This window comes from Sphingomonas sp. (genome assembly GCF_035758555.1).
In the GTDB taxonomy this organism is placed as follows: Bacteria; Pseudomonadota; Alphaproteobacteria; order Sphingomonadales; family Sphingomonadaceae; genus Sphingomonas_B.
This window is the reverse complement of record NZ_DASTXI010000188.1, coordinates 1-19,438: the sequence shown is the minus strand read 5'-3', so window position 1 is coordinate 19,438 and position 19,438 is coordinate 1. Positions and strand designations below refer to the sequence as shown.

Sequence of the window (19,438 nt, the reverse complement as noted above, 5' to 3'; positions counted from 1 at the left end):
CCCAGCCCGGCGACGGTGATCGCGTCGCGGCTGTCCATCACGCCCTGGAACCGCGCATCGGCCGGGATCACCGCTTCGGACGTGACGTCCCCGCCCTGCCCCAGATCCTCGGCGAAAGCGGCGCGGACGAAACCGTCGAGGTCGAAGCCGGGCAGCGCGAAGGTCATCGGCCCTCGGCCGGCAGCACGCGGTTCAGGAACTCGATCAGCAGCGCGGCGCGCTTCGCGTCCTCCGCATGATCGGCACCGACCGAGTGGCCGCCCTCCATATATTCGTGATAATAGACCGGGTTGCCATATTCCTTCAGCCGGGCAGCCATCTTGCGGGCGTGGCCGGGATGGACGCGATCATCCTTGGTCGAGTTGTAGAAGAAGACCGGCGGGTATTTCACGCCGGGACGGATGTTCTGATAGGGCGAGTATTTGGACAGATACGCCCATTCCTCGGGCTTGTCGGGGTCGCCATACTCATCCATCCACGAGGCGCCGGCGAGCAGGTGCGAATAGCGCTTCATGTCGCCGAGCGGTGAGCCGGAAATGACGGCGCCGTAAAGCTCGGGATGCTGGTTGACTGCGGCACCGACCGTGACGCCGCCGTTCGAGCGGCCGGAGATCGCGATCCTGCCTTTGCTGCTGACGCCGGTCCTGACCAGGTCCTCGGCCACGGCCTGCAGATCGTCGAACACGCGCTGGTGGTGCTCCTTGACCGCCGCTTCGTGCCAGCGCGGCCCATACTCCCCGCCGCCGCGCAGGTTCGCGAGCACATAGGCATTGCCTTCCTCGACCCAGAACAGGGCGAGCGGGCCGGCGCGGTAGGGCTGCCCGGTCAGATAGGTCGGCGTCTGCGCGGCCTTGAAGCCGCCATAGGAGTGGATCAGCGCCGGGACGGGACCGGCCACCCCCTTCTTGCGGACCAGGAAATAGGGGATGCGGGTGCCGTCCGCGGACGTGGCGAAACGCTGCTCGACGGTGAATTTGCTCGCGTCGAACTTGGGCGGGAGGCTCTGCACCAGCTGCGGCGCGGCCGATGGCGTCACCGCGTAGAGCGAGGGCGGCGTCAGCATGCCCTCGACTGTCACGAAGGCGAGATCGGACTTGCCCGAGGTCTCGACGAGATGGACGCTGTTATTGCGCGCGAGAGGGATGCGCGCGCTGGTCCAGCGTCCGTCGGCGCCGCGCCGGAGCGCGAACAGCTGGCCCGACACGTCGTCCAACGCCTTGACCCACAGTATGTTGTCGGAAGCGGCGACCTCCTCGATCGCCTGGCTCTCGGTCGGCGCCATCACCAGCTCGGGTGCAGGCGACTTGCCCGCGGCCATGTCCGCGAGCGGCCAGGCGACCAGCGCACCGGCGGGGAAGGTCTGCCCGCCGGCGGTGAGCGGACTGTTCAGCAGCGCAACCATGCGGCCGCCGATCACGTCCTGAAAATCGGCATCGTCGGGCAGCGGCAGCTTCACCAGCTTGCCGGACGGTGCGAGCAGATAGGTGTCGCGCGTCCAGAAGCTCTTGCCGCGCACGACGAAGCTCCAGCGCGTGTCGCCGTCCCGCACGGAGAAGGGCGAAACCGACACGTCCGTCGTCTCGCCGGTCAGCAGCGTCGGCGCGTCGGCCAGCTTCGTGCCGCGCTTCCACAGCTTCACGACCCGCGGATAGCCGGACGTGGTGAGCGAATCCGGACCGTAATCGGTCGCGACCAGCAAGGTGTCTGCATCGGCCCAGGCGACGTTGCTCTTCGCTTGCGGAAGCGTGAAGCCCGAGGCGAGGAACTTGCCCGAAACGGGATCGAATTCGCGCACGACATCGGCATCGGTGCCGCCGGGGCTCAACGAGACGAGGCAGGTCTTGTAGTCGGGGGCGAGGCAGTTGGCGCCGTGCCACACCCAACTCTTGCCCTCCTGCTTGCCCAAGGCGTCGACGTCGATCAGCGTCCGCCACTCGGGCTTGCCGGCGCGATAGGCGGCGAGCGGCGACACGCGCCACAGGCCGCGCGGGTTCTTCGCGTCGCGCCACAGATTCGTGACCATATCGCCCTGCACGTCCTCGGGCAGCGCGATCTGCTGCTCATCGTCCAGGATCGCCTTGGCGCGCGCGCGATATTCCTCATAGCCGGGCATGGCGGTCAGCTGTGCCTCGGTCTGCCCGTTCCATTCCTTGACCTGCGCGAGCGCCTTGGGCCCTTCGATCTCCTCGAGCCACAGATAGGGATCGTCGGCAGGCGCCGGAGCGGCGGCAACAAGAAGCGAGGCAAGGGGCAGCAGCGCGCGATACAAGGCAATCCTCCCGGCTGAAAACGCGGCGACGTTAGAGGCGGTGGCGCTGTCTGTCACCCGCGCAGTCCGCGCCTATTTGCGCGGCGCTGCGCAGCGGGAGGTGATGGCGGGGAGCTCGGCAGGGGCTTTTTCGCGCACCAGCGTTTCGGCGTCGGCGCAGCTTCCCGACGTTACCAGAGTATCGGCGCGTTCGAGGACCCTCACCCGCTCAGCATCCTGAGCAACACGGGCCGCGATCAGGGCGCGATCGAAATCGGCCTGGGCCTGGAGTTCGGCGAGACGCTGCTGCGGACTCGGGAGGGCACCGAGTTGGGCGCCGGGCGTGAGCGAGCCGGAGGGCGCGGCCTGGTTGGGGCAGCTGAGGCTGGTGCCGTTCCAGACACAGAGCGGTGTCTGCGCGGCGGCGGCACCCGCCCAGGCGGCACCCAGCAGCAGTGGAACGACCGCGCGCTTCATCAGAACACCAAGTTGCGCACGATCCGCCAGACGCCGTCCTGCTGGCGCTGCCATACCGTCATGTAAGGACCGCCGCGCGTGTTGACAGAGCCGTCGGCCGCGCGGACGCGGAGGCTCCCCTCGCCCCATTCGAGGACGAGGTCCGGGCGCACCGCCGTCCGGCCGAGGCTGTGGAGCTCGCCGCCCAAAATGCTGGCCCTGCTGGCTGATCGGGCGGCGTAGAAGTCGCGAATGGCCGCGCGGCCCCGGATCGTCTTGCCGTCGGGCAGGACGAACAGCGCGTCGTCGGCATAGGCTTCGGTGAGCCCCTCGGCATTGCCGGCGCGAACGTCCGACACCCACGAGGAATTGGCGCGGTCGATCGCGGGCGAGGCGGAAGCGACCGGATCGGCCGGCGCGACGGCAGCCGCGGCAAGGATCGCGAGCAGCATCAGTCGCCGGTAACGCGGACCGGGCCCAGATCGCCCATGCCGACGGTGCCGCTCGCCATCGCCAGCATCCGGTCGAGGCTTGTCTTGGCCTTGAGGCGAAGCTCCTCGTCCAGCTCGATGCGCGGCTCCAGGTCGCGCAGCGCGACGTAGAGCTTTTCCATCGTGTTGAGCGCCATATAGGGGCAGATGTTGCAGTTGCAGTTGCCGTCCGCGCCGGGCGCGCCGATGAACTGCTTCTCCGGTACCGCCTTCTGCATCTGGTGGATGATGTGCGGCTCGGTCGCGACGATCACCGTCATCGCGGGCGACTTCTTCGCATGCTCCAGGATCGCGCTGGTCGAGCCGACGAAATCGGCATGGTCGAGCAAATGCGGCGGGCACTCCGGGTGCGCGAGGATCGGCGCGTCGGGATGCTCGGCGCGAAGTTTCAGCAGCTCGGTCTCGGAAAACGCCTCATGGACGATGCAGACGCCCGGCCAGAGCAGCATGTCACGGCCGGTCTTGCGCGCCAGATAGCCGCCGAGATTGCGGTCCGGGCCAAAGATGATCTTCTGATCCTTCGGGATCTGCATCAGGATCTTTTCGGCGGACGACGACGTCACAATGACGTCGCTGAGCGCCTTCACCGCCGCCGAGCAGTTGATGTAGGTCAGCGCGATATGGTCGGGGTGCTCGGCCCGGAACGCCGCGAAGCGCTCGGGCGGGCAGCTGTCCTCGAGGCTGCAGCCCGCGTCCATGTCCGGCAGCACGACGATCTTGTCGGGCGACAGGATCTTCGCGGTCTCCGCCATGAAGCGGACGCCGCAGAAGGCGATCACGTCGGCATCGGTCTCCTGCGCCTTGCGGCTGAGCTCCAGGCTGTCGCCGACGAAATCGGCGAGGTCCTGCAGCTCCGGCTTTTGATAATAATGGGCGAGGATGACGGCGTTGCGCTCCTTGCGCAGCCGGTCGATCTCGGCCCGCAAATCCAGGCCGGTCAGGATTCCGCCGATTCCGCCACGCGCGTCCATTGCCGTCCAATACTCCAGTTTCAGACTAGACCGAGATAGGGATGAGCGCGCGCCAAAACCAGCCGTCTCAATGCGCGGGAACGACCTCGTTCAGCGGGGTCGAGCGGTCCATCTGTTCGGCCGAACGGCCTTCGTCCGGAAAACGGACGATCACGCGCGTCTCGAGGCCGGCGGCACGCAACGGCAGGGCGAAATTGCGTTCGACCGCACGGCGCGTCGCCTCCCGGGCGATGCGCATCGGCGTCGGCGCCTTTGCCTGACGGAGCAGCTCGGCCTGCGCGGCCTCGCGGTTGGCGTCGTCCAGCCGCTGCTCGGCATTGGTGAGGCGCATCAACAGGCCGCCGCCGTCATATTCGCGGATCGCGTTCAGATCGACCTGCGGCCCGGCAATCTCGATCGGCGGAAGCGTCACGGTCAGCGTCTTCACCGCTTCGTCCCAGCTGAGGCTCTGCGGGCCAAGCTTGCCCATGTCGACCTCGTAACGGACGGTGCCCGGCATGATCAGCGTCTTCTTAGCGGTCAGACCCAACCTGCTCTGCTCCGACGTCACCACCGCGACATAGCTGGCGATGAACGATGTCAGCCGATTCTGTTCGCGCATGCCGCTCAGCGTCGACGAAACGATCGTCTCCGGATCGGGTGCGAACCTGGAGGTCAGGTAGCTTTTCAGCACGAAGAAGCCGGCGAACAGCAGCGCCAGCGCAACGAGCCCGCCGATCAGGGCGCTTCGCAGCTCGCGCGTCACGCGGCGAGGCTCCAGGCGTCGCCATCCTGCCGCACGATGCCGCGGTCGCTGAGGTCGATCAGGTGCGCGAGTACCGAACGGCCGGCGGCGCCGTGCAGCCGCGGGTCGAGCCCGACATACATGCGCTCGACCATCGCCGGGATCGCGCCGACGCCTTCGCGGAGGAGGCGCATGATCTGGCCCTCGCGCTGCTTGCGGTGCCCCGCAAGGCCGCGCACGAAGCGCTGCGGATCGGCGACCGGGTCGCCGTGCGCCGGATAATAGACGCGGTCGCGACGGGCGAGCAGCCTGTCGAGACTCGCCATATAGGCGGCCATGTCGCCGTCGGGCGGCGAGACGACGGTGGTCGACCAGCCCATCACATGATCGCCCGAGAACAGGGCTCCGGTTTCGTTCAGCGCGAAACAGAGATGGTTCGAGGTGTGGCCTGGCGTCGCCACCGCTTCGAGCGTCCAGCCGGGACCCCGCACCCGTTCGCCGTCCTGCATCACATGATCGGGCGCGTAGCTGTCGTCGAAGGATGCGTCGGCGCGCGGTCCCAGATCTTCCAGCACCAGCGGCGCGCACCCCATGATCGGGGCCCCGGTCGCCGCCTTCACCGCCGGCGCAGCGGGGCTGTGGTCGCGGTGGGTGTGCGTGCAGAGGATCGCCGCCACCTTCTCGCCGGCAACGGCATCCAGCAGCGCGCGGATGTGCGCGGGATCATCAGGACCGGGATCGATGATCGCGACCTCGCCTCTCCCGACGATATAGGTCTCGGTGCCGGTATAGGTGAACGGCCCGGCATTGCCGGCGAGCACGCGGCGCACCAGCGGCTCGAGTTCGACGACCTGTCCGACCGGCGGGTTATCCATGCAAAAGCGATGGGGGCACCCGCCGGCTTTGACAAGGGTCCGGCGATTACTTCTCCGCCCTCAGCCGGGCGATTTCGCGGTCGATGCCGGCGAGGGCTTCTTCGCGCGTGCGGCGGGCCCATTCGTCGTTGAGCGAAGCGGCCAGCGACGCGCGGGTCTGCTCAAGGGATGCGATGATCTGCTTGCGCAGCTTCGCCCGATCGACCGGCGAATAGGCGCCGCAAAGGACGCGCGTGTGACCGTCATCGCTGACCTTCGCCATGAACGGCGTGCCCTTCGGGCAATTCTGGGTGACGACGACCGGATGGACGCGCGCGGCTTCGCGAGCGGCTTCGCGCGCTTCTGCGGCGGCTTCGCGGGCTGCTTCCATGGCATCGGCCTGCGCCTCGCGGGCGGCGGCAAGCGCCTCGCGCTGCGCCTCGCGCGCCGACTCCTGGATTTCGCGGATTTCGTCAGGGTCGAGCATCCGGTCCTGATCGCCGCCCGACCAGCCGATCGAGACGAACGACGCAGGAATGGCAGGCACGGCGGGCATGGCCGGGATCGCGGGCGGAGGCAGCGGTGCTTCCGGAGCGGCCGGAGCCTCGGGCGGCAGCGGCGCGCGCGGAGCCGGCGGCGGCGCAGGCGGCTCGGGCGGCGTTTCGGGAGCCGCGACCGGCAGCATCGTGCGGACCTTCTGCTCGACGCGCTTGGTCGTCTCGGCGGCGATGCCGTTCGACGCGGTCAGCAGCAGCCCGCCGCCGACCAGGCCGGTCGCGATCATGCTGCCGAGCCGGGCGCGGCTGGCATTCCACCGATAGATCTTCATCATCGTCAGTCTCCTCTTGAGGTCATCCCCGGCCCCAAGAGCGCATGCGGCCACCGGCAGGCGGTCGCAGGCGGATTTCAGCAGCGCCGAACCATAGGCATGGCGCTCGAACGGTGTTGCCTGCGCAAGCACCAGCGCGTCGCAGGCAAGCTCCTGATCGACGCGGAAGGCGCGGTGCGCGAAATGCGCGATCGGATTCCACCAGTGCAGCGCCAGCACGACCAGCGCAGCGAAATTGGCGGACATGTCGCAGCGGCGATGGTGCTGCACTTCGTGCTCGATAGCGAGGCGCAGCTCGTCGCGCTCATAGCGGCGGCGATAATCCTCGGGCAGCACGACCGTCTTGAGGAAGATGCCGGCCGCGAACGGACCGCGCGCGGCGGGGCTGGCGCAGACCTCGATCCCGCCGCGGTCGAAGCGCGGCAGCTGCGTCGCGTCTTCGAGCGCAGTGCGGACGAAGCGGCGATAGGTCCAGATGTGCCAGCCGAGAAAGGCGAGCGCGCCGGCCGCCCAGGCACAGCCGAACAGCAGCAGCCAATTGATCGACGGCGCCTCGACCGCCGCGACGCCCGTATCGGTGTGCAGCATGGCCGCGGCGGCAAGCAAAGCCTCGACATTGGCCGGAAGCACGTGGAGCGGCGCGGGCGTGACCGTTTCCGGCAGCGGCGGCAGCAGCATGCGGAGCGCCGGCAGCAGCCACAGGCCATAGGCGATGTGCGGCCCGAAGTGGCGCGCGACCGGCCGGCGCACGGCAAGCACGACCAGCATCAGCAAGGTGCTGGCAACAAGCGTCTCGATGGCCCAGCTGATCATGGCTTCAGCTCCTTCAGGAGAGCTTCCAGTTCGGCAATGTCCTCAGGCGAAAGCGAGCGCCGCTCGGCCAGGTGCGCGATCAGCGGCGTGACGCGGCCGCCGAACAGCCGGTCCAGCAGCTTTTCCGATTCGCGGCCGACATAGGCCTCGCGTTCGATCGCGGGGCGATAGAGGAAGCGGCGGCCATCGGCCTCATGGCTGATGGCGCCCTTGGCGAGCAGCCGGGAGAGCAAGGTTTTCACGGTGTGCACGCTCCAGCCCCGTTCCGGGCTCGCGCGCTCGGCGACTTCGGCGGCCGTCAGAGGCTGCTCTTCCCAGAGCACCTCCATCACCGCATGCTCGGCCTCACTGATCCGTTCAGCCATTCCCCAGGCCCTTTGTTCGTTATTACGACTACAGGTGTCATCGTTTAGCTGAACGGCGCGTGAATTGAAAGCGGCGACCGATACGGTTACGCAGCCGTGATGAAGCCGTTCCTCCTGCTTCCGCTGTGCGTTGCCGCAGCCGCACCGGCGCATGCGCTCGATCCCGCCCCCTGGCTGGCCGACCTCGCACAGGCGCGGCAAGCGCTCGACGCGAAATACGCCAATCTCGGCTGGCTGACCCATGACCGTGGCTTCGATCTTGACGCTGCCTTCACGCGCACCAGGGAGCGGCTGGAGGCGGCGAACAGCGATGGGGAAGCGCGGCGCGCATTCGAGCGGCTGTTCGAGCGCTTCCACGATGGCCATGTCGCCGTCCGCTGGCCGGCTCCTGCCCCAGCCAGGGCCGAGGCCTCTCCCCGGCCAGCCCCACTCTGTCAGCGCATGGGCTACAATGCCGCCTATCTGCGCGAAGGCACGGCGCGGCATCTGGCCGGCTATCGCAGCCTTTCCGACGACATTTTTCCCACCGGCATGCTGGACGTCGGCGGCACGCGCGTCGGCGTGATCCGCGTCGGGATCTTCATGCCGCAGGGATATCCGGCGCTATGCGAGCAGGCGGCGCGGGATCTATCGATCGCCGAAGGTGCGGAATGCGACGACGCCTGCTCCGACCGGCTGATCACCCGCGCCTATGAACTGATGACGGCGGCGTTCGAGCAGCGACTGCGCGAGCTGAAGCAGGCAGGCGCGCAGACACTGCTGGTCGATATCAGCGGCAACAGCGGCGGATCGGAATGGGCGGAAGCCGCGGCGCGCGTCCTCAGCCGCAAGCCGCTCCGGTCGGCCGAACTCGGCTTCGTGCGGGGCGAGCATTGGGCGACGCAATGGCGTGACGTCGCGACGGCGCTGACGGAGGCGCGAAAGAGCGCAGCCGGCGCCGACAAGGCCGCGCTCTCCGGCTGGATCGCAGAGGCCGAGGTGGCGGCTGCGGAGGCGGAGCGCGATTGCAGCGATGGCGCCTGCCCAAGGCTGGGCCGCGCCGGCTATGCCACCGGGCTGGTCGGCGCCGCACCGGCAGCAAAGTTCGCCGGCAAGCCGTGGGCCGTCCACGTCTTCACGCCGGCCCAATATGGCTATCACGACGGCGTATGGGATGGGCCACTGGTCGTGCTGGTGGATCAGGAGACCTGGTCGGCCGCCGAGGAATTCGCGGCAATGCTGCAGGACAACGGCGCTGCCGTGATCCTGGGCGCGCGGACCGGCGGCGCCGGCTGCGGCCACACCAATGGCGGCACGCCGACGACGCTCGCCAACAGCAAGGCCGTGCTGGAAGTACCCGACTGCGTCCGCTTCCGCCGTGACGGATCGAACGAAGTGAACGGGATCGTGCCGGACGTCGTCGTCGGGCTGCGCTTCGACGACGGCGCCGCCTTCAAGGCGCGCCTGATCGAAGCGGAGCTGCCGGAGGCGATCGCGAGGGCATCGGCGATCGCAAAGTAACCGTCGCCGGCTTCCCGATCACTGCCGCGGGCAGGGCGGGCACGGTCCGCTCATCGGGCACCCCTTTTCCTTTCGGCATCTTTTCTCGTGCTCGGTCAGCACCGGGACGTAGGGTGACAAAGCCTTGCGGGTTTCAGTTCGCGATGGACTCGGCGCCTCGGGAGGCGGCGGCGTAGCTTCCGCGGGCGGTGGGACGGGCGGCAACTGCCGATCCTGTGATACGGCGGGGCCGCCTGCCAGGAGCAGGGCAAGGGCGAGAGCTGCCGCAGCAGGCCGTTTCATCGGCCGGGCCGTCCGGTCAGCATTGCGGGGTACAAGGCGCCGGCGTCCGCTGCACGGCTGCGCCATTGTAGGTGTCGATCACTTCATCGAAGCACCCCTGGGGCGTCTGAACGCGGCGCAGCAGATAGCGCGGATTGAGGAATTTCTGACAGATGACCTGCGCATTCATCTGCGCCAGCTGCACGCCGCCGGGGCGATCCGGGCGGGAGATCGGGCCTCGCGCCGCCGCTGCACGGGCTGCGCTTTCGATCAGGGAAGCGACCTGCGTCTTCTGCGCCACGACATCGTCGATCGGCACCCATTTGAAGAACTGCCCATTGGACGGAGTCGATGCGCGCACCAGAATGTCGCCGGAATCGCAGATTGTGGCGTCGACCTTCACATTGCTGGGATTGGAGTACCAGCTGAAGGGAGCGCTCGCACAGGCAAGGTTGCGCTTCCACAAATCGTTCTGCTGCTCGGCCTCTGCCACAGTCTTGCCGTTCAGGCCGAGCCGGGCAGATCTATATTTCTCGACCCAATTCGGCACGGCGGTGATCAAGGCGATGACCAGCGCCGGATAGACAAGAAGCCATTGCCACCAGGTTTGCGGCTCTTTGCCGCGGGGTTTGTTGCGTTTGGGCTTTGCCAGCGCTGCTTCGTTCATCGCTTCCCCCTGAAACGACTCACTCCGCAGCTATTGTAGTCCCAAATCCGGACAAAATCAGCAGTCGGACACGGATGTCAGCCGACCTTGGCGACGCCCTTGTCGTTCATCAGTTCGGCCAGCTCACCGTTCTCGTACATTTCCATCATGATGTCGGAGCCGCCGACGAACTCGCCCTTCACATAGAGCTGGGGAATGGTCGGCCAGTCGCTGAACGCCTTGATGCCCTGGCGGATTCCCTGGTCCTGCAGCACGTCGACGCTTTCATAGTCGACGCCCAACCGGTCGAGGATCGCGACCGCGCGGCTGGAAAAGCCGCATTGGGGGAAGAGCGGCGTGCCCTTCATGAACAGCAGCACGTCGTTGCCGGAGACCAGCTCCTGGATGCGGGCCTGGGATTCGTCGGTCATTCTACTCAACTCCTGCGGGCACGTCGGTGGTCAACTGCAGGGCGTGCAGCTCGCCCCCCATGCGGCCGCCCAATGCGGCATAGACGCGGCGGGTGCGCTCGACGCGCGAGACGCCGCGGAAACTTTCGGACACGACGCGCGCCGCATAGTGATCGCCGTCGCCGGCCAGATCGGTGATCTGCACCTGGGCGTCGGGAATCGCCGCCTGGATCATCTGCTCGATCTCTTGCGCGGGCATCGGCATGTCAGCGCTGCGCCTCGATCAGCTGGCGCCGCGCCTCGATCGTCTGCTGCTCGATCGCCTTGCGCACGCTCGCTTCGTCGATGTCGACGCCGGCTGCGGTCAGGTCGCCCAGCAATTTGCGAATGATGTCCTCGTCGCCCGCTTCCTCGAAATCGGCCTGGACGACGGCCTTGGCGTAAGCATCGGTCTCGGCAGGGTTGAGGCCCATATGCTCCGCGGCCCATTGGCCGAGCAGGCGATTACGGCGCGCGGTGATGCGGAACATCATCTCCTCGTCGCGCGCGAACTTCGCTTCGAATGCCCGCTCGCGATCGTCGAACGTCGTCATGCAATGTCCTCTCGTTTCGGGATTGAGATAAGGAGGGCCGGGCGGCGGCGCAACGCCTCAGCCGATCTCCACGACCAGCTTGCCGACGGCGCCGCGGTTGGCGAGCTTGGCGATGGCCTGCCCGCCTTTTTCGAGCGGATAGACCTCCGAGACGCGGGGCGCGATCCTGCCGTCCTGCCAGAGGCGGAACAGCGTCTGCACATGCTCCTGGTGCCGCTTCGGCTCGCGCATCGTGAACGCACCCCAGAAAACGCCGCAGACGTCGCAGCTCTTCAGCAGCGTCAGATTCAGCGGCAGGCGCGGGATGCCGGCGGGGAAGCCGACGACCAGATAGCGGCCTTCCCATGCGATCGAGCGCAGCGCCGGCTCGGCATAGTCGCCGCCGACCGGATCGTAGATCACATGCGCGCCTTCCGGCCCGACCTTGGTCTTGAACGCGTCGGCGAGCGCCTTCGACTGTTCCTTGTCGAACGGCGCGCGCTCGTAGATCAGCACGTCGTCGGCGCCGCAGGCCTTGGCGACATACGCCTTTTCCGCCGACGAGACCGCGGCGATCACGCGCGCGCCGAACGCCTTGCCGAGCTCGACTGCCGAAAGGCCCACGCCGCCTGCCGCACCCAGCACCAGCAAGGTCTGCCCGGCCTGCAGATGGCCACGGTCGAGCAGGCCGTGGATCGTCGTCGCATAGGTCATCAGCAACGCCGAGGCTTCCTTCAGCGGCAGCCCTTCCGGCACCTTGAAGGCGCGGTTGGCGGCGACCGCGACTTTCTCGGCCAGCCCGCCGGAGGAGGCGGTCAGCGCCAGCAGCCGGTCGCCGACCTGCCAGCCTTCGACGCCCTCGCCCACCGCCTCGACCACGCCCGAGACTTCGCTGCCCGGCGCGAACGGCCGCGGCGGCTTGAACTGATATTTGTCCTCGATCACCAGCACGTCGGGATAGTTGATCGCGCAATAATGGATGCGGACCAGCAGCTCGCCCTTGCCTGCGACCGGTTCGGGAACCTCGGCCAGCTCCAGCGTCTCCGGTCCGCCGGGCGCGCGCGACAACAGGGCCTCCATGCCGTTTCGTCTCCTCTCGTTCCCGTCAGCTTTCGCCGGGGTGACGGGGCTTGTCCAGAGCGTTACGATCGGCGCGGGAGGGGCAGATCATGACGGGATTGGCGAGACTGGCCGCGGCGCTGGTGGGGCTGTTCGGGCTGGCGCTGGGATTGTGGTTCTTCGTGAAGACGCCGGATGCGGCGGCCGCGTTCTTCGTGCAGCCGATCGGGGCTGCGGGCGAGGCGACGCTGCGCGCCGACATGTCGAGCTTTTTCCTGATCGGGGCGGCCTGGGCGTTCTATGCCGCATGGAGGCAGCGCGGCGCCGCTCTGCTCGTCCCCGGTGCGCTCTACGCGGTCGCGATTGCGGGACGGCTGCTGAACCTGCTGGTCAATGGCTTCTTCGCAGGCGCCGTGCTGCCGATGATCGTCGAAGCGATGCTGATCGTGCTGTGCGTGTTCGGGTACAAGGCGCTGAAGCCGTCCGTCTGAATCCGTTCGCTTTGACCGCGGTCGAGAAGCGAGGCGCGTTTCTCGACTTCGCTCGAAACGAATGGGGTTCCAAGCCGGGATTATCTGACTGTCGTCACCCCGGATTTGATCCGGGGTCCCGCTGCCTTTGGACAGAAATGAATGCGCGCCCTAGAACCAGGGCATCTCGATTTGGCGCCGCTTTTCGTAAGCGGCGATCTGCGGCGCCATCGCCAGCGTCAGGCCGACTTCGTCCAGGCCTTCGAGCAGGCAATGCTTGCGGAACGGGTCGATCTCGAACGTGAAGCGGTCCTGGAAACGGGTCGTGACGGTCTGGTGCTCCAGGTCGATCGCGACCGGATCGGTCCGCGCGACTTCCATCAGCCGGTCGATTGCGGCGCGGGGCAGCTCGACCGCGAGGATGCCATTCTTGAACGCGTTGCCGGAGAAGATGTCGGAAAAGCTGGGCGCGATCACTGCGCGGATGCCGAGATCGGCGAGCGCCCAAGCCGCGTGCTCGCGGCTGGAGCCGCAGCCGAAATTCTCGCCCGCGATCAGGATCGGCGCGCCGGCGTAAGCGGGATCGTCGAACACATTGCCGGACTCCGCTCGGACGGTCTCGAACGCGCCGCGGCCGAGGCCCTGGCGGCTGATCGTCTTCAGCCATTTGGCAGGGATGATCACGTCGGTATCGACGTTCGCGCGCCCGAACGGAATCGCCCGACCTTCGATCGTCGCGACCGGCGTCACTGCGCCCCCACGGCCACCGGCTCGGGCTGCGCGCTGACGGCGAACGCCGCGACTCCGCTCAGCAATGCACCTGCGACCAGAAGGAAGATTGCCTTCTTCATTGTTCCGTTCCCCGGTTGAACCCACTCAACGCATCAACTCGCGCACGTCCGTCAGGTGCCCCGTCACCGCCGCCGCTGCCGCCATCGCCGGCGACACCAGATGCGTCCGCGCGCCCGGCCCCTGCCGCCCGACGAAATTGCGGTTGGACGTCGATGCGCAGCGCTCGCCCGGCGGCACCTTGTCCGGGTTCATCCCCAGGCAGGCGGAGCAGCCGGGCTCGCGCCATTCAAACCCCGCTTCGATGAAGATTCGGTCAAGACCCTCGGCTTCCGCCTGCCGCTTGACGAGGCCGGAGCCGGGCACGACCAGCGCCTGGCGGACGCCGTCGGCGCGGCGGCGGCCGTTCAGCACCGCGGCGGCGGCGCGCAGATCCTCGATCCGGCTGTTGGTGCAGCTGCCGATGAAAATGTTCTCGACCGCGACGTCCTGCATCCGCTGGCCGGGCACGAGGCCCATATAGGCGAGCGATTTCTGCGCAGCCTCGCGGCGGGCCGGCTCGGCAAAGCTGTCAGGGTCCGGCACCGCGCCGGAGACCGGCACGACGTCCTCCGGGCTGGTGCCCCAGGTGACGGTCGGCGCGACCGCGGCTGCGTCGATCTCGACCACCCGGTCGAAGACGGCGCCGGGATCGCTCGGCAGCGTCCGCCACCAGGCGACAGCCTGTTCCCACGCCTCGCCCTTAGGCGCCATCGGCCGGCCTTCGAGATAGGCGAAGGTCTTGTCGTCGGGGGCGATCAGGCCGGCGCGCGCGCCCGCCTCGATCGACATGTTGGAGACGGTCAACCGCCCCTCGACTGACATGTCGCGGATCGTCGAACCCGAATATTCGATGACATAGCCGGTGCCGCCGGCGGCGCCGATCCGGCCGATGATGTGCAGGATCAGGTCCTTGGGCGTAACGCCGAAGCCGAGCACGCCTTCGATGCGGATGTTCATCGACTTCGACTGCTTCAGCAGCAAAGTCTGCGTCGCCAGCACATGCTCGACCTCGCTGGTGCCGATGCCGAAGGCGAGCGCGCCGAGCGCGCCGTGCGCGGCGGTGTGGCTGTCGCCGCAGACCAGCGTGCAGCCCGGAAGCGTGAAGCCCTGTTCCGGCCCCACCACATGGACAATGCCCTGTTCCGCGTCGGTCGGGCCGATATAGCGGATGCCGAACGCTGGTGCGTTCGCTTCCAGGGCGGCCAGCTGCGCGGCGCTTTCGGGATCGGCGATCGGCACCCGCCGCCCCTCGGCATCCAGCCGGGGCGTGGTCGGCAGGTTATGGTCGGGAACGGCGAGCGTCAGGTCCGGCCGGCGCACCTTGCGTCCGCCGAGCCGCAGCGCCTCGAACGCCTGCGGACTGGTCACTTCGTGGACCAGATGCCGATCGATATAGATCAGGCAGGTGCCGTCGGCGCGGCGCTCGACGACATGGGCGTCCCAGATTTTTTCGTACAGAGTGCGCGGGCGGTGGGCCATGCGCGGTCGCCTAACAGATAATTGCGTGAAGTCGAGCTCACCACGCAATTATTGCGCGGCGATATCCTCGGCGCTGATCGGACCGCCGGCCGGGCTGTCGATCTTAAGCCAGTCGTTGCGCGGCTGGTCGTAAAGCATCTCGAGCACTTCGAGCTGCACGCCCGAGGGGCGCGTGCTCTGCGAATTCCACAGCACCGCGACGCCCGACTTGGTCGCCGGATCGAACAGGATCGTCGAGCGATAGCCCATCACCGCGCCCTGGTGCCCGATCAGCGAATGACCCTCATAAGTGTAGTCGCGCCAGCCCAGCGCATATCTGGACGGACCCATCACGCGCGAGAAGGTCGTGTTGCGCCGTTCGGTGTTCACCCGCGCTTTGTGAATGGTGTCGAGCACGCGTTCCGGCACCACCTGCGGGGCGAGACCCATCTGCGCCCGCATCCACAGCGCCAGGTCCATGATCGAGGAGTTGACCCCGCCGGCCGCCGGAATGCGGTAGTAATTGTCGTTCACCTCGACCGTGCGGCGGCCGATATGCGGGCGCGCCCAACTGCGCGCCGACATCAGCCCGGCGCGCGTGAGGCTCGCATTCTGCATGCCGAGCGGAGCGAAGATGCGACGGCGCACTTCCTCGGTGTAGGGCACGCCGGTGACGCGCTGAACGATCTCGCTGGTCGTGTCGAACGCGATGTTCTGGTAGCTGTGGCAGGTATCCGGCGGACAGATCGCGTCGACGTCGGCGAGCGAAGCGCGCAGCACCTTCGGATCGGCGCCGGCCTCCAGCTTGTTGTCGTTGGAGTTGTGCGGCAGGCCGACGCGGTGCGACAGGATGTCCGCGACCGTCGCCAGCTGCTCGCCGTTCGCCGGCAGCCGCAGCGAGGTGTTGAACTTGGCGACCGGCTCGTCGAGCGCCAATTTGCCTTCGTCGGCGAGCAGGCCGACCATGGTCGCCGCGACGCCTTTCGACAGCGAGGCCCAGCGGAACACCGTGTTCGGGGTCACCGGGTCCGAGCCGCCCGCGGTTGTCGTGCCGTAGCCCTGGACGAACGTGATCTGGCCATTCTCGATCACCGCGACGGCCATCCCGACCACGTCCGACTTCGACGCGGCGATGCGCAGCCGCTGGTCGAGCCGCTCATAGTTGATCTTGTTGGGCGCGCGGACGGTGGACGAAACCAGCGGTGAGCTGGCGCCGGTATAGACCGGCTGCGGCACCTGAGCAGGCGCGCGGGCGGCGATCAGGCTGGGTGCGATCGCAAGCAGCGACACCAGGCCGGCAATCCCGCCGCCGATCGCGGCGGCCTTCGGCCGCTTCCCAATGCTCTTACCGATCTTTTTCACCACGTCCGCGCGACCCTGTTCCATTGCCCCTATATGGCAGAGGAATCAGAGATTGACCTTAACGACAAGCTTTTAGCCGTCGTTTTCACGACGAAGCGAAAGGTTTTGGCGGTTGAGCCGGGAACTCAGGCGAAGGGCGCCGAGATCCAGCCGGCAAAGGCGAGCCACCAGGGCGTCTGCCAGATCGCGAGGCGGAACAGCCATGAGCCGACCAGAACGCCCGCGCCCGTCATCGTCACCCAGTGCAGGCGCCCGCGGCTGTTCAGGTCCCACAACGCCAGCGGGATCAGGAAAAGCAGCTGGCCGCCGATGATGATCAGCGGGAACGGCATCGCTTCCGGCCAGGGCAGCCGGCCGAGCGAGGGCGGAAGCAATCCGACCATCGACACCAGCATGAAACGCTTGTGCACCTGCGGCTTGCGGCGATTGACGAGGCCCAGTGTGATCAGCGAGACGAACACCGGCACGTCCAGCAGCGGCACCGCCAGCCAGGATAGCGGCGAAAGATCGGGCGGCCCGGAGTGGCGGGCGACACCGTAAAGCGCGGCGAACGTGCCGACGACGGCCATCGCGACCACCATCCCGAAGCCGGCCAGGCCGAGCCGGCGGTGGAGGTCGGTGCGGCCGGCAGATGCCAGCCCGACTTGCGTCATGAACAGCAATGCCCAGCAGCTGAAGATCAGCCCGTGCAGCGCGACCAGCCAGGTCATCGGCAGATACGGATGATAGGCAGGCACAATGCCGCGCAGATAGAAGCTCGGCGCAAAGCCTGCGAAGATCGTCGCCAGGATCGCCGCCGCCATCCAGAAATAGAATTGCCGCTCTGCCGCAACACGCGGCGCGACTGCCCGGGTCGCCATGCCAGCCCCTCCCAAGATGTGAGCAAGACTGCCGCAAGCACGGATGCGGCGCGAACTCACCTCCCCTGAGACGAGGCTAACACATCATGCGACGTAATGGGCGCTCGTCTTGGCCTTGACTTCGTCAGCGGTGACGCCGGGGGCGAGCTCGATCAGCCTGAACGGAGACTGGTGGTCGGGACGCTGGAACACCGCCAGGTCGGTGACGATCATGTCGACCACGTTCTTGCCGGTCAGCGGCAGCGTGCATTCGGGGATGAACTTCGGATCGCCGTTCTTCGACGTATGCTCCATCACGACGATGATCCGCTTGACGCCGGCGACCAGGTCCATCGCGCCGCCCATGCCCTTGATCATCTTGCCCGGAATCATCCAGTTGGCGATGTCGCCGACTTCCGAAATCTCCATCGCACCCAGCACCGCCAGGTCGATATGGCCGCCGCGGATCATGCCGAAGCTCTGCTCGGAGCCGAAATAGACGGTCTGCGGCAGCTCGCTGACGGTCTGCTTGCCGGCGTTGATCAGGTCCGGATCGACCTCGTCGTCATACGGAAATGGTCCGATCCCGAGCATCCCGTTCTCGCTCTGCAGCGTGACGGTCATCCCTTCCGGGATATTGTTGGCAACCAGCGTCGGAATCCCGATCCCCAGGTTCACATAGAACCCGTCCTGCAACTCCCGCGCCGCCCGCGCGGCCATTTGGTTACGATCCCAGGGCATTACTTCTTCTCCTCGGCCGGGTCGGCCCAGCGTTTGTCGGCAGGAAACACATCGTCGAAGCCGCCTTTCAGGGCGGCGCCGTAGACCGGATTGGGCAGCACGAACCAACCCTTGCCCCATAGTCCGGCGGCAGAGCCGTGAACCGCCAGGGCATGCCGCTGCGTGACGGAGAGCGTGCCGAACACATCCGAGAAATCGCCGAGCTGGTCGCCCGCCATCGCGATCACGCAATATCGGGCGGCGATCCGCGCCCGCCGGCCGTCTTTGCCCGAGCCCGGCCCATCGTCGCCTTGAAGGAACAAGGTCTCGCCGTGAACGAAGTCGCCCAGCCCGGCGGCCTTCAGCGCTGCAGCCGTCGCGTCCGCGTTTACGGCGCTGCGATTCGAGTTGACGACCGGCGTGACGCCGGCCTTGCGGAGGGCGGTGACGACATGGACCGCGCCCGGCACGGCGACGATCGCTTTCTGGCCCGTCTGTTCCCAGCGTGCCCACCGCGCCGGATCGAACGGCTCCCCGCCCGCCGCTCGCGCCTCGAATCCAAGGTTCCAGATCAACGTCTCGTCGGCGTCGAAGATGACGGCCATCGGCTTGTCGCCGCACGGCACGAACGTCGCGTGGGTCAGCGCGCTTCCCGGCGCCAGCACGACGCTGTTCGCCGGCCGATGCGCAGCCTTGTCGGCGGCATAGGCGACAAGCGCGTGCATCGAGGTCAGCGCCATCGCCGCGCCTTCGCCGGAGCCGTAGAGATACTGGTACGGCTTGATCCGTTCCTTCGCGATATCGGCGGCCGCGGATAGCCGCGGAGCAGCTTCCGCTTGGGGCGCAGTAGTTGTGGCGCATCCCCCGAGGGCCAGCAGTGTTCCTGCGAAAGCAGGAGCCCAGATCCGGCGTTCGACTGGGCTCCTGCTTTCGCAGGAACACACGGCATGCCTCCCTCTCACGCGGCCTCGCGCTGCCGCGTGGTGCGGAATTCGATCTTCTTTTCGTACGGTGCGCCGAGGATCAGGCGCTTGATGAAGATGCCGGGCACGTGGACGCAATCGGGATCGAGGCTGCCCACCGGCACGATTTCCTCGACCTCGGCGACGCAGACCTTGCCCGCCGTCGCCATCGGCTGGTTGAAGTTGCGCGCGGTCTTGCGGAAGACGAGATTGCCCATCTCGTCCGCTTTCCAGCCCTTGATGATCGACAGGTCGGCGCGGATGCCGCGTTCGAGGATGTAGGTCTCTCCGTCGAACTCCTTATGCTCCTTGCCTTCGGCCACGAGAGTGCCGACCCCGGTCCTGGTATAGAAGCCGGGAATGCCCGCTCCGCCCGCGCGGCAGCGTTCGGCGAGCGTGCCCTGCGGGCAGAACTCGACCTCCAGCTCGCCGGCCAGATACTGGCGCTCGAACTCCTTGTTCTCGCCGACATAGGAGGAGATCATCTTCTTGACCTGGCGGCTGCGCAGCAGCTTGCCCAAGCCTTCGTTATCGATCCCGGCGTTGTTCGAAGCGATCGTCAGGTTCTTGACCCCCGACTCGCGGATCGCGTCGATC

The 19,438-nt window shown here is 67.2% G+C and carries 22 protein-coding genes and 1 pseudogene; 2 read left to right on the top strand and 21 right to left on the bottom strand.

What is annotated here, in order from left to right:
* The 9 genes and pseudogenes from VFT73_RS11245 to VFT73_RS11205 all read right to left on the bottom strand — a co-directional run.
* Positions 1-167: pseudogene (locus VFT73_RS11245) on the bottom strand (nicotinate-nucleotide diphosphorylase (carboxylating)); the annotation flags it as partial.
* On the bottom strand, positions 164-2,269 hold the full coding sequence (locus tag VFT73_RS11240; RefSeq protein ID WP_326411043.1) for a prolyl oligopeptidase family serine peptidase: 2,106 nt from the start codon (positions 2,267-2,269) through the stop codon (positions 164-166). The gene VFT73_RS11240 and the pseudogene VFT73_RS11245, both read right to left, overlap by 4 nt.
* Positions 2,270-2,341: 72 nt before the next feature.
* Positions 2,342-2,725 carry a hypothetical protein gene (locus VFT73_RS11235; protein ID WP_326411041.1) on the bottom strand — a complete coding sequence of 128 codons (384 nt, stop codon included), beginning with the start codon at positions 2,723-2,725 and terminating at the stop codon, positions 2,342-2,344.
* Complete coding sequence (locus VFT73_RS11230; RefSeq protein ID WP_326411039.1) at positions 2,725-3,156, bottom strand: YybH family protein; 432 nt, start codon at positions 3,154-3,156, stop codon at positions 2,725-2,727. Before VFT73_RS11230 ends, VFT73_RS11235 begins: the two co-directional genes overlap by 1 nt.
* The gene (gene nadA, locus VFT73_RS11225) at positions 3,156-4,166 is read right to left on the bottom strand and encodes a quinolinate synthase NadA (protein WP_326411037.1); all 1,011 of its coding nucleotides are present in this window, start codon (positions 4,164-4,166) and stop codon (positions 3,156-3,158) included. Before nadA ends, VFT73_RS11230 begins: the two co-directional genes overlap by 1 nt.
* 67 nt (positions 4,167-4,233) lie before the next feature.
* On the bottom strand, positions 4,234-4,911 hold the full coding sequence (locus tag VFT73_RS11220; protein ID WP_326411035.1) for a DUF4230 domain-containing protein: 678 nt from the start codon (positions 4,909-4,911) through the stop codon (positions 4,234-4,236).
* A complete protein-coding gene (locus tag VFT73_RS11215) occupies positions 4,908-5,765 on the bottom strand; it encodes an MBL fold metallo-hydrolase (protein ID WP_326411032.1) in 858 nt (285 codons plus the stop codon). The genes VFT73_RS11220 and VFT73_RS11215 overlap by 4 nt, the downstream gene beginning before the upstream one ends.
* A 46-nt stretch (positions 5,766-5,811) precedes the next feature.
* On the bottom strand, positions 5,812-7,386 hold the full coding sequence (locus VFT73_RS11210) for a M56 family metallopeptidase (RefSeq protein ID WP_326411030.1): 1,575 nt from the start codon (positions 7,384-7,386) through the stop codon (positions 5,812-5,814).
* Positions 7,383-7,751 carry a BlaI/MecI/CopY family transcriptional regulator gene (locus VFT73_RS11205; protein WP_326411027.1) on the bottom strand — a complete coding sequence of 123 codons (369 nt, stop codon included), beginning with the start codon at positions 7,749-7,751 and terminating at the stop codon, positions 7,383-7,385. Before VFT73_RS11205 ends, VFT73_RS11210 begins: the two co-directional genes overlap by 4 nt.
* A gap of 99 nt (positions 7,752-7,850) precedes the next feature.
* Here VFT73_RS11205 and VFT73_RS11200 point away from each other — a divergent pair, with 99 nt between their 5' ends.
* A complete protein-coding gene (locus VFT73_RS11200; protein WP_326411024.1) occupies positions 7,851-9,251 on the top strand; it encodes a S41 family peptidase in 1,401 nt (466 codons plus the stop codon).
* A 298-nt stretch (positions 9,252-9,549) separates the two neighbouring features.
* On the opposite strand, the gene VFT73_RS11195 is transcribed toward VFT73_RS11200, so the two are convergent.
* From VFT73_RS11195 to VFT73_RS11175, 5 genes are all read right to left on the bottom strand, one after another.
* Positions 9,550-10,179: a hypothetical protein gene (locus VFT73_RS11195; protein WP_326411021.1), complete on the bottom strand. Its 630-nt coding sequence runs from the start codon at positions 10,177-10,179 to the stop codon at positions 9,550-9,552.
* A gap of 77 nt (positions 10,180-10,256) precedes the next feature.
* On the bottom strand, positions 10,257-10,589 hold the full coding sequence (grxD, locus tag VFT73_RS11190; protein ID WP_326411019.1) for a Grx4 family monothiol glutaredoxin: 333 nt from the start codon (positions 10,587-10,589) through the stop codon (positions 10,257-10,259).
* A gap of 1 nt (position 10,590) precedes the next feature.
* The gene (locus VFT73_RS11185) at positions 10,591-10,833 is read right to left on the bottom strand and encodes a BolA family transcriptional regulator (RefSeq protein ID WP_326411017.1); all 243 of its coding nucleotides are present in this window, start codon (positions 10,831-10,833) and stop codon (positions 10,591-10,593) included.
* A gap of 1 nt (position 10,834) precedes the next feature.
* A complete protein-coding gene (locus tag VFT73_RS11180) occupies positions 10,835-11,161 on the bottom strand; it encodes a DUF1476 domain-containing protein (RefSeq protein ID WP_326411015.1) in 327 nt (108 codons plus the stop codon).
* A 57-nt stretch (positions 11,162-11,218) separates the two neighbouring features.
* Positions 11,219-12,220, bottom strand: a complete 1,002-nt coding sequence (locus tag VFT73_RS11175) for an NADPH:quinone oxidoreductase family protein (protein ID WP_326411013.1) — start codon at positions 12,218-12,220, stop codon at positions 11,219-11,221.
* A gap of 89 nt (positions 12,221-12,309) precedes the next feature.
* Between VFT73_RS11175 and VFT73_RS11170 the strand changes: the two genes are divergently transcribed.
* Positions 12,310-12,690, top strand: a complete 381-nt coding sequence (locus tag VFT73_RS11170) for a hypothetical protein (RefSeq protein ID WP_326411011.1) — start codon at positions 12,310-12,312, stop codon at positions 12,688-12,690.
* Positions 12,691-12,840: 150 nt separating this feature from the next.
* Here VFT73_RS11170 and leuD read toward each other — a convergent pair whose 3' ends face one another.
* The 7 genes from leuD to VFT73_RS11135 form a co-directional block, all read right to left on the bottom strand.
* On the bottom strand, positions 12,841-13,419 hold the full coding sequence (gene leuD, locus VFT73_RS11165; protein ID WP_326411009.1) for a 3-isopropylmalate dehydratase small subunit: 579 nt from the start codon (positions 13,417-13,419) through the stop codon (positions 12,841-12,843).
* 126 nt (positions 13,420-13,545) lie between these two features.
* Positions 13,546-14,979, bottom strand: coding sequence for a 3-isopropylmalate dehydratase large subunit (gene leuC, locus VFT73_RS11160; RefSeq protein WP_326411007.1), 1,434 nt, complete (start codon positions 14,977-14,979; stop codon positions 13,546-13,548).
* A 48-nt stretch (positions 14,980-15,027) separates the two neighbouring features.
* A complete protein-coding gene (locus VFT73_RS11155) occupies positions 15,028-16,344 on the bottom strand; it encodes a serine hydrolase domain-containing protein (RefSeq protein WP_326411005.1) in 1,317 nt (438 codons plus the stop codon).
* A 101-nt stretch (positions 16,345-16,445) separates the two neighbouring features.
* Positions 16,446-17,180 carry a hypothetical protein gene (locus tag VFT73_RS11150; protein ID WP_326411003.1) on the bottom strand — a complete coding sequence of 245 codons (735 nt, stop codon included), beginning with the start codon at positions 17,178-17,180 and terminating at the stop codon, positions 16,446-16,448.
* Positions 17,181-17,264: 84 nt separating this feature from the next.
* Positions 17,265-17,900, bottom strand: coding sequence for a CoA transferase subunit B (locus tag VFT73_RS11145; protein WP_326411001.1), 636 nt, complete (start codon positions 17,898-17,900; stop codon positions 17,265-17,267).
* Entirely contained in the window at positions 17,900-18,619 is a 720-nt protein-coding gene (locus tag VFT73_RS11140; RefSeq protein ID WP_326410999.1) for an HAD family acid phosphatase, read from the bottom strand. Before VFT73_RS11140 ends, VFT73_RS11145 begins: the two co-directional genes overlap by 1 nt.
* Positions 18,620-18,837: 218 nt before the next feature.
* Positions 18,838-19,438: CoA transferase subunit A (locus tag VFT73_RS11135; protein WP_326410997.1), on the bottom strand; the 601-nt coding region annotated here is incomplete at its 5' end.

Bases quoted from the DNA above. Each gene is read 5' to 3' on its own strand.
- VFT73_RS11235 (WP_326411041.1), bottom strand. From the start codon at position 2,725: ATGAAGCGCGCGGTCGTTCCACTGCTGCTGGGTGCCGCCTGGGCGGGT.
- VFT73_RS11230 (WP_326411039.1), bottom strand. From the start codon at position 3,156: ATGCTGCTCGCGATCCTTGCCGCGGCTGCCGTCGCGCCGGCCGATCCG.
- nadA (WP_326411037.1), bottom strand. From the start codon at position 4,166: ATGGACGCGCGTGGCGGAATCGGCGGAATCCTGACCGGCCTGGATTTG.
- VFT73_RS11215 (WP_326411032.1), bottom strand. From the start codon at position 5,765: ATGGATAACCCGCCGGTCGGACAGGTCGTCGAACTCGAGCCGCTGGTG.
- VFT73_RS11210 (WP_326411030.1), bottom strand. From the start codon at position 7,386: ATGATCAGCTGGGCCATCGAGACGCTTGTTGCCAGCACCTTGCTGATG.
- VFT73_RS11205 (WP_326411027.1), bottom strand. From the start codon at position 7,751: ATGGCTGAACGGATCAGTGAGGCCGAGCATGCGGTGATGGAGGTGCTC.
- VFT73_RS11200 (WP_326411024.1), top strand. From the start codon at position 7,851: ATGAAGCCGTTCCTCCTGCTTCCGCTGTGCGTTGCCGCAGCCGCACCG.
- VFT73_RS11195 (WP_326411021.1), bottom strand. From the start codon at position 10,179: ATGAACGAAGCAGCGCTGGCAAAGCCCAAACGCAACAAACCCCGCGGC.
- grxD (WP_326411019.1), bottom strand. From the start codon at position 10,589: ATGACCGACGAATCCCAGGCCCGCATCCAGGAGCTGGTCTCCGGCAAC.
- VFT73_RS11185 (WP_326411017.1), bottom strand. From the start codon at position 10,833: ATGCCGATGCCCGCGCAAGAGATCGAGCAGATGATCCAGGCGGCGATT.
- VFT73_RS11180 (WP_326411015.1), bottom strand. From the start codon at position 11,161: ATGACGACGTTCGACGATCGCGAGCGGGCATTCGAAGCGAAGTTCGCG.
- VFT73_RS11175 (WP_326411013.1), bottom strand. From the start codon at position 12,220: ATGGAGGCCCTGTTGTCGCGCGCGCCCGGCGGACCGGAGACGCTGGAG.
- VFT73_RS11170 (WP_326411011.1), top strand. From the start codon at position 12,310: ATGACGGGATTGGCGAGACTGGCCGCGGCGCTGGTGGGGCTGTTCGGG.
- leuC (WP_326411007.1), bottom strand. From the start codon at position 14,979: ATGGCCCACCGCCCGCGCACTCTGTACGAAAAAATCTGGGACGCCCAT.
- VFT73_RS11155 (WP_326411005.1), bottom strand. From the start codon at position 16,344: ATGGAACAGGGTCGCGCGGACGTGGTGAAAAAGATCGGTAAGAGCATT.
- VFT73_RS11150 (WP_326411003.1), bottom strand. From the start codon at position 17,180: ATGGCGACCCGGGCAGTCGCGCCGCGTGTTGCGGCAGAGCGGCAATTC.
- VFT73_RS11145 (WP_326411001.1), bottom strand. From the start codon at position 17,900: ATGCCCTGGGATCGTAACCAAATGGCCGCGCGGGCGGCGCGGGAGTTG.
- VFT73_RS11140 (WP_326410999.1), bottom strand. From the start codon at position 18,619: ATGGCGCTGACCTCGATGCACGCGCTTGTCGCCTATGCCGCCGACAAG.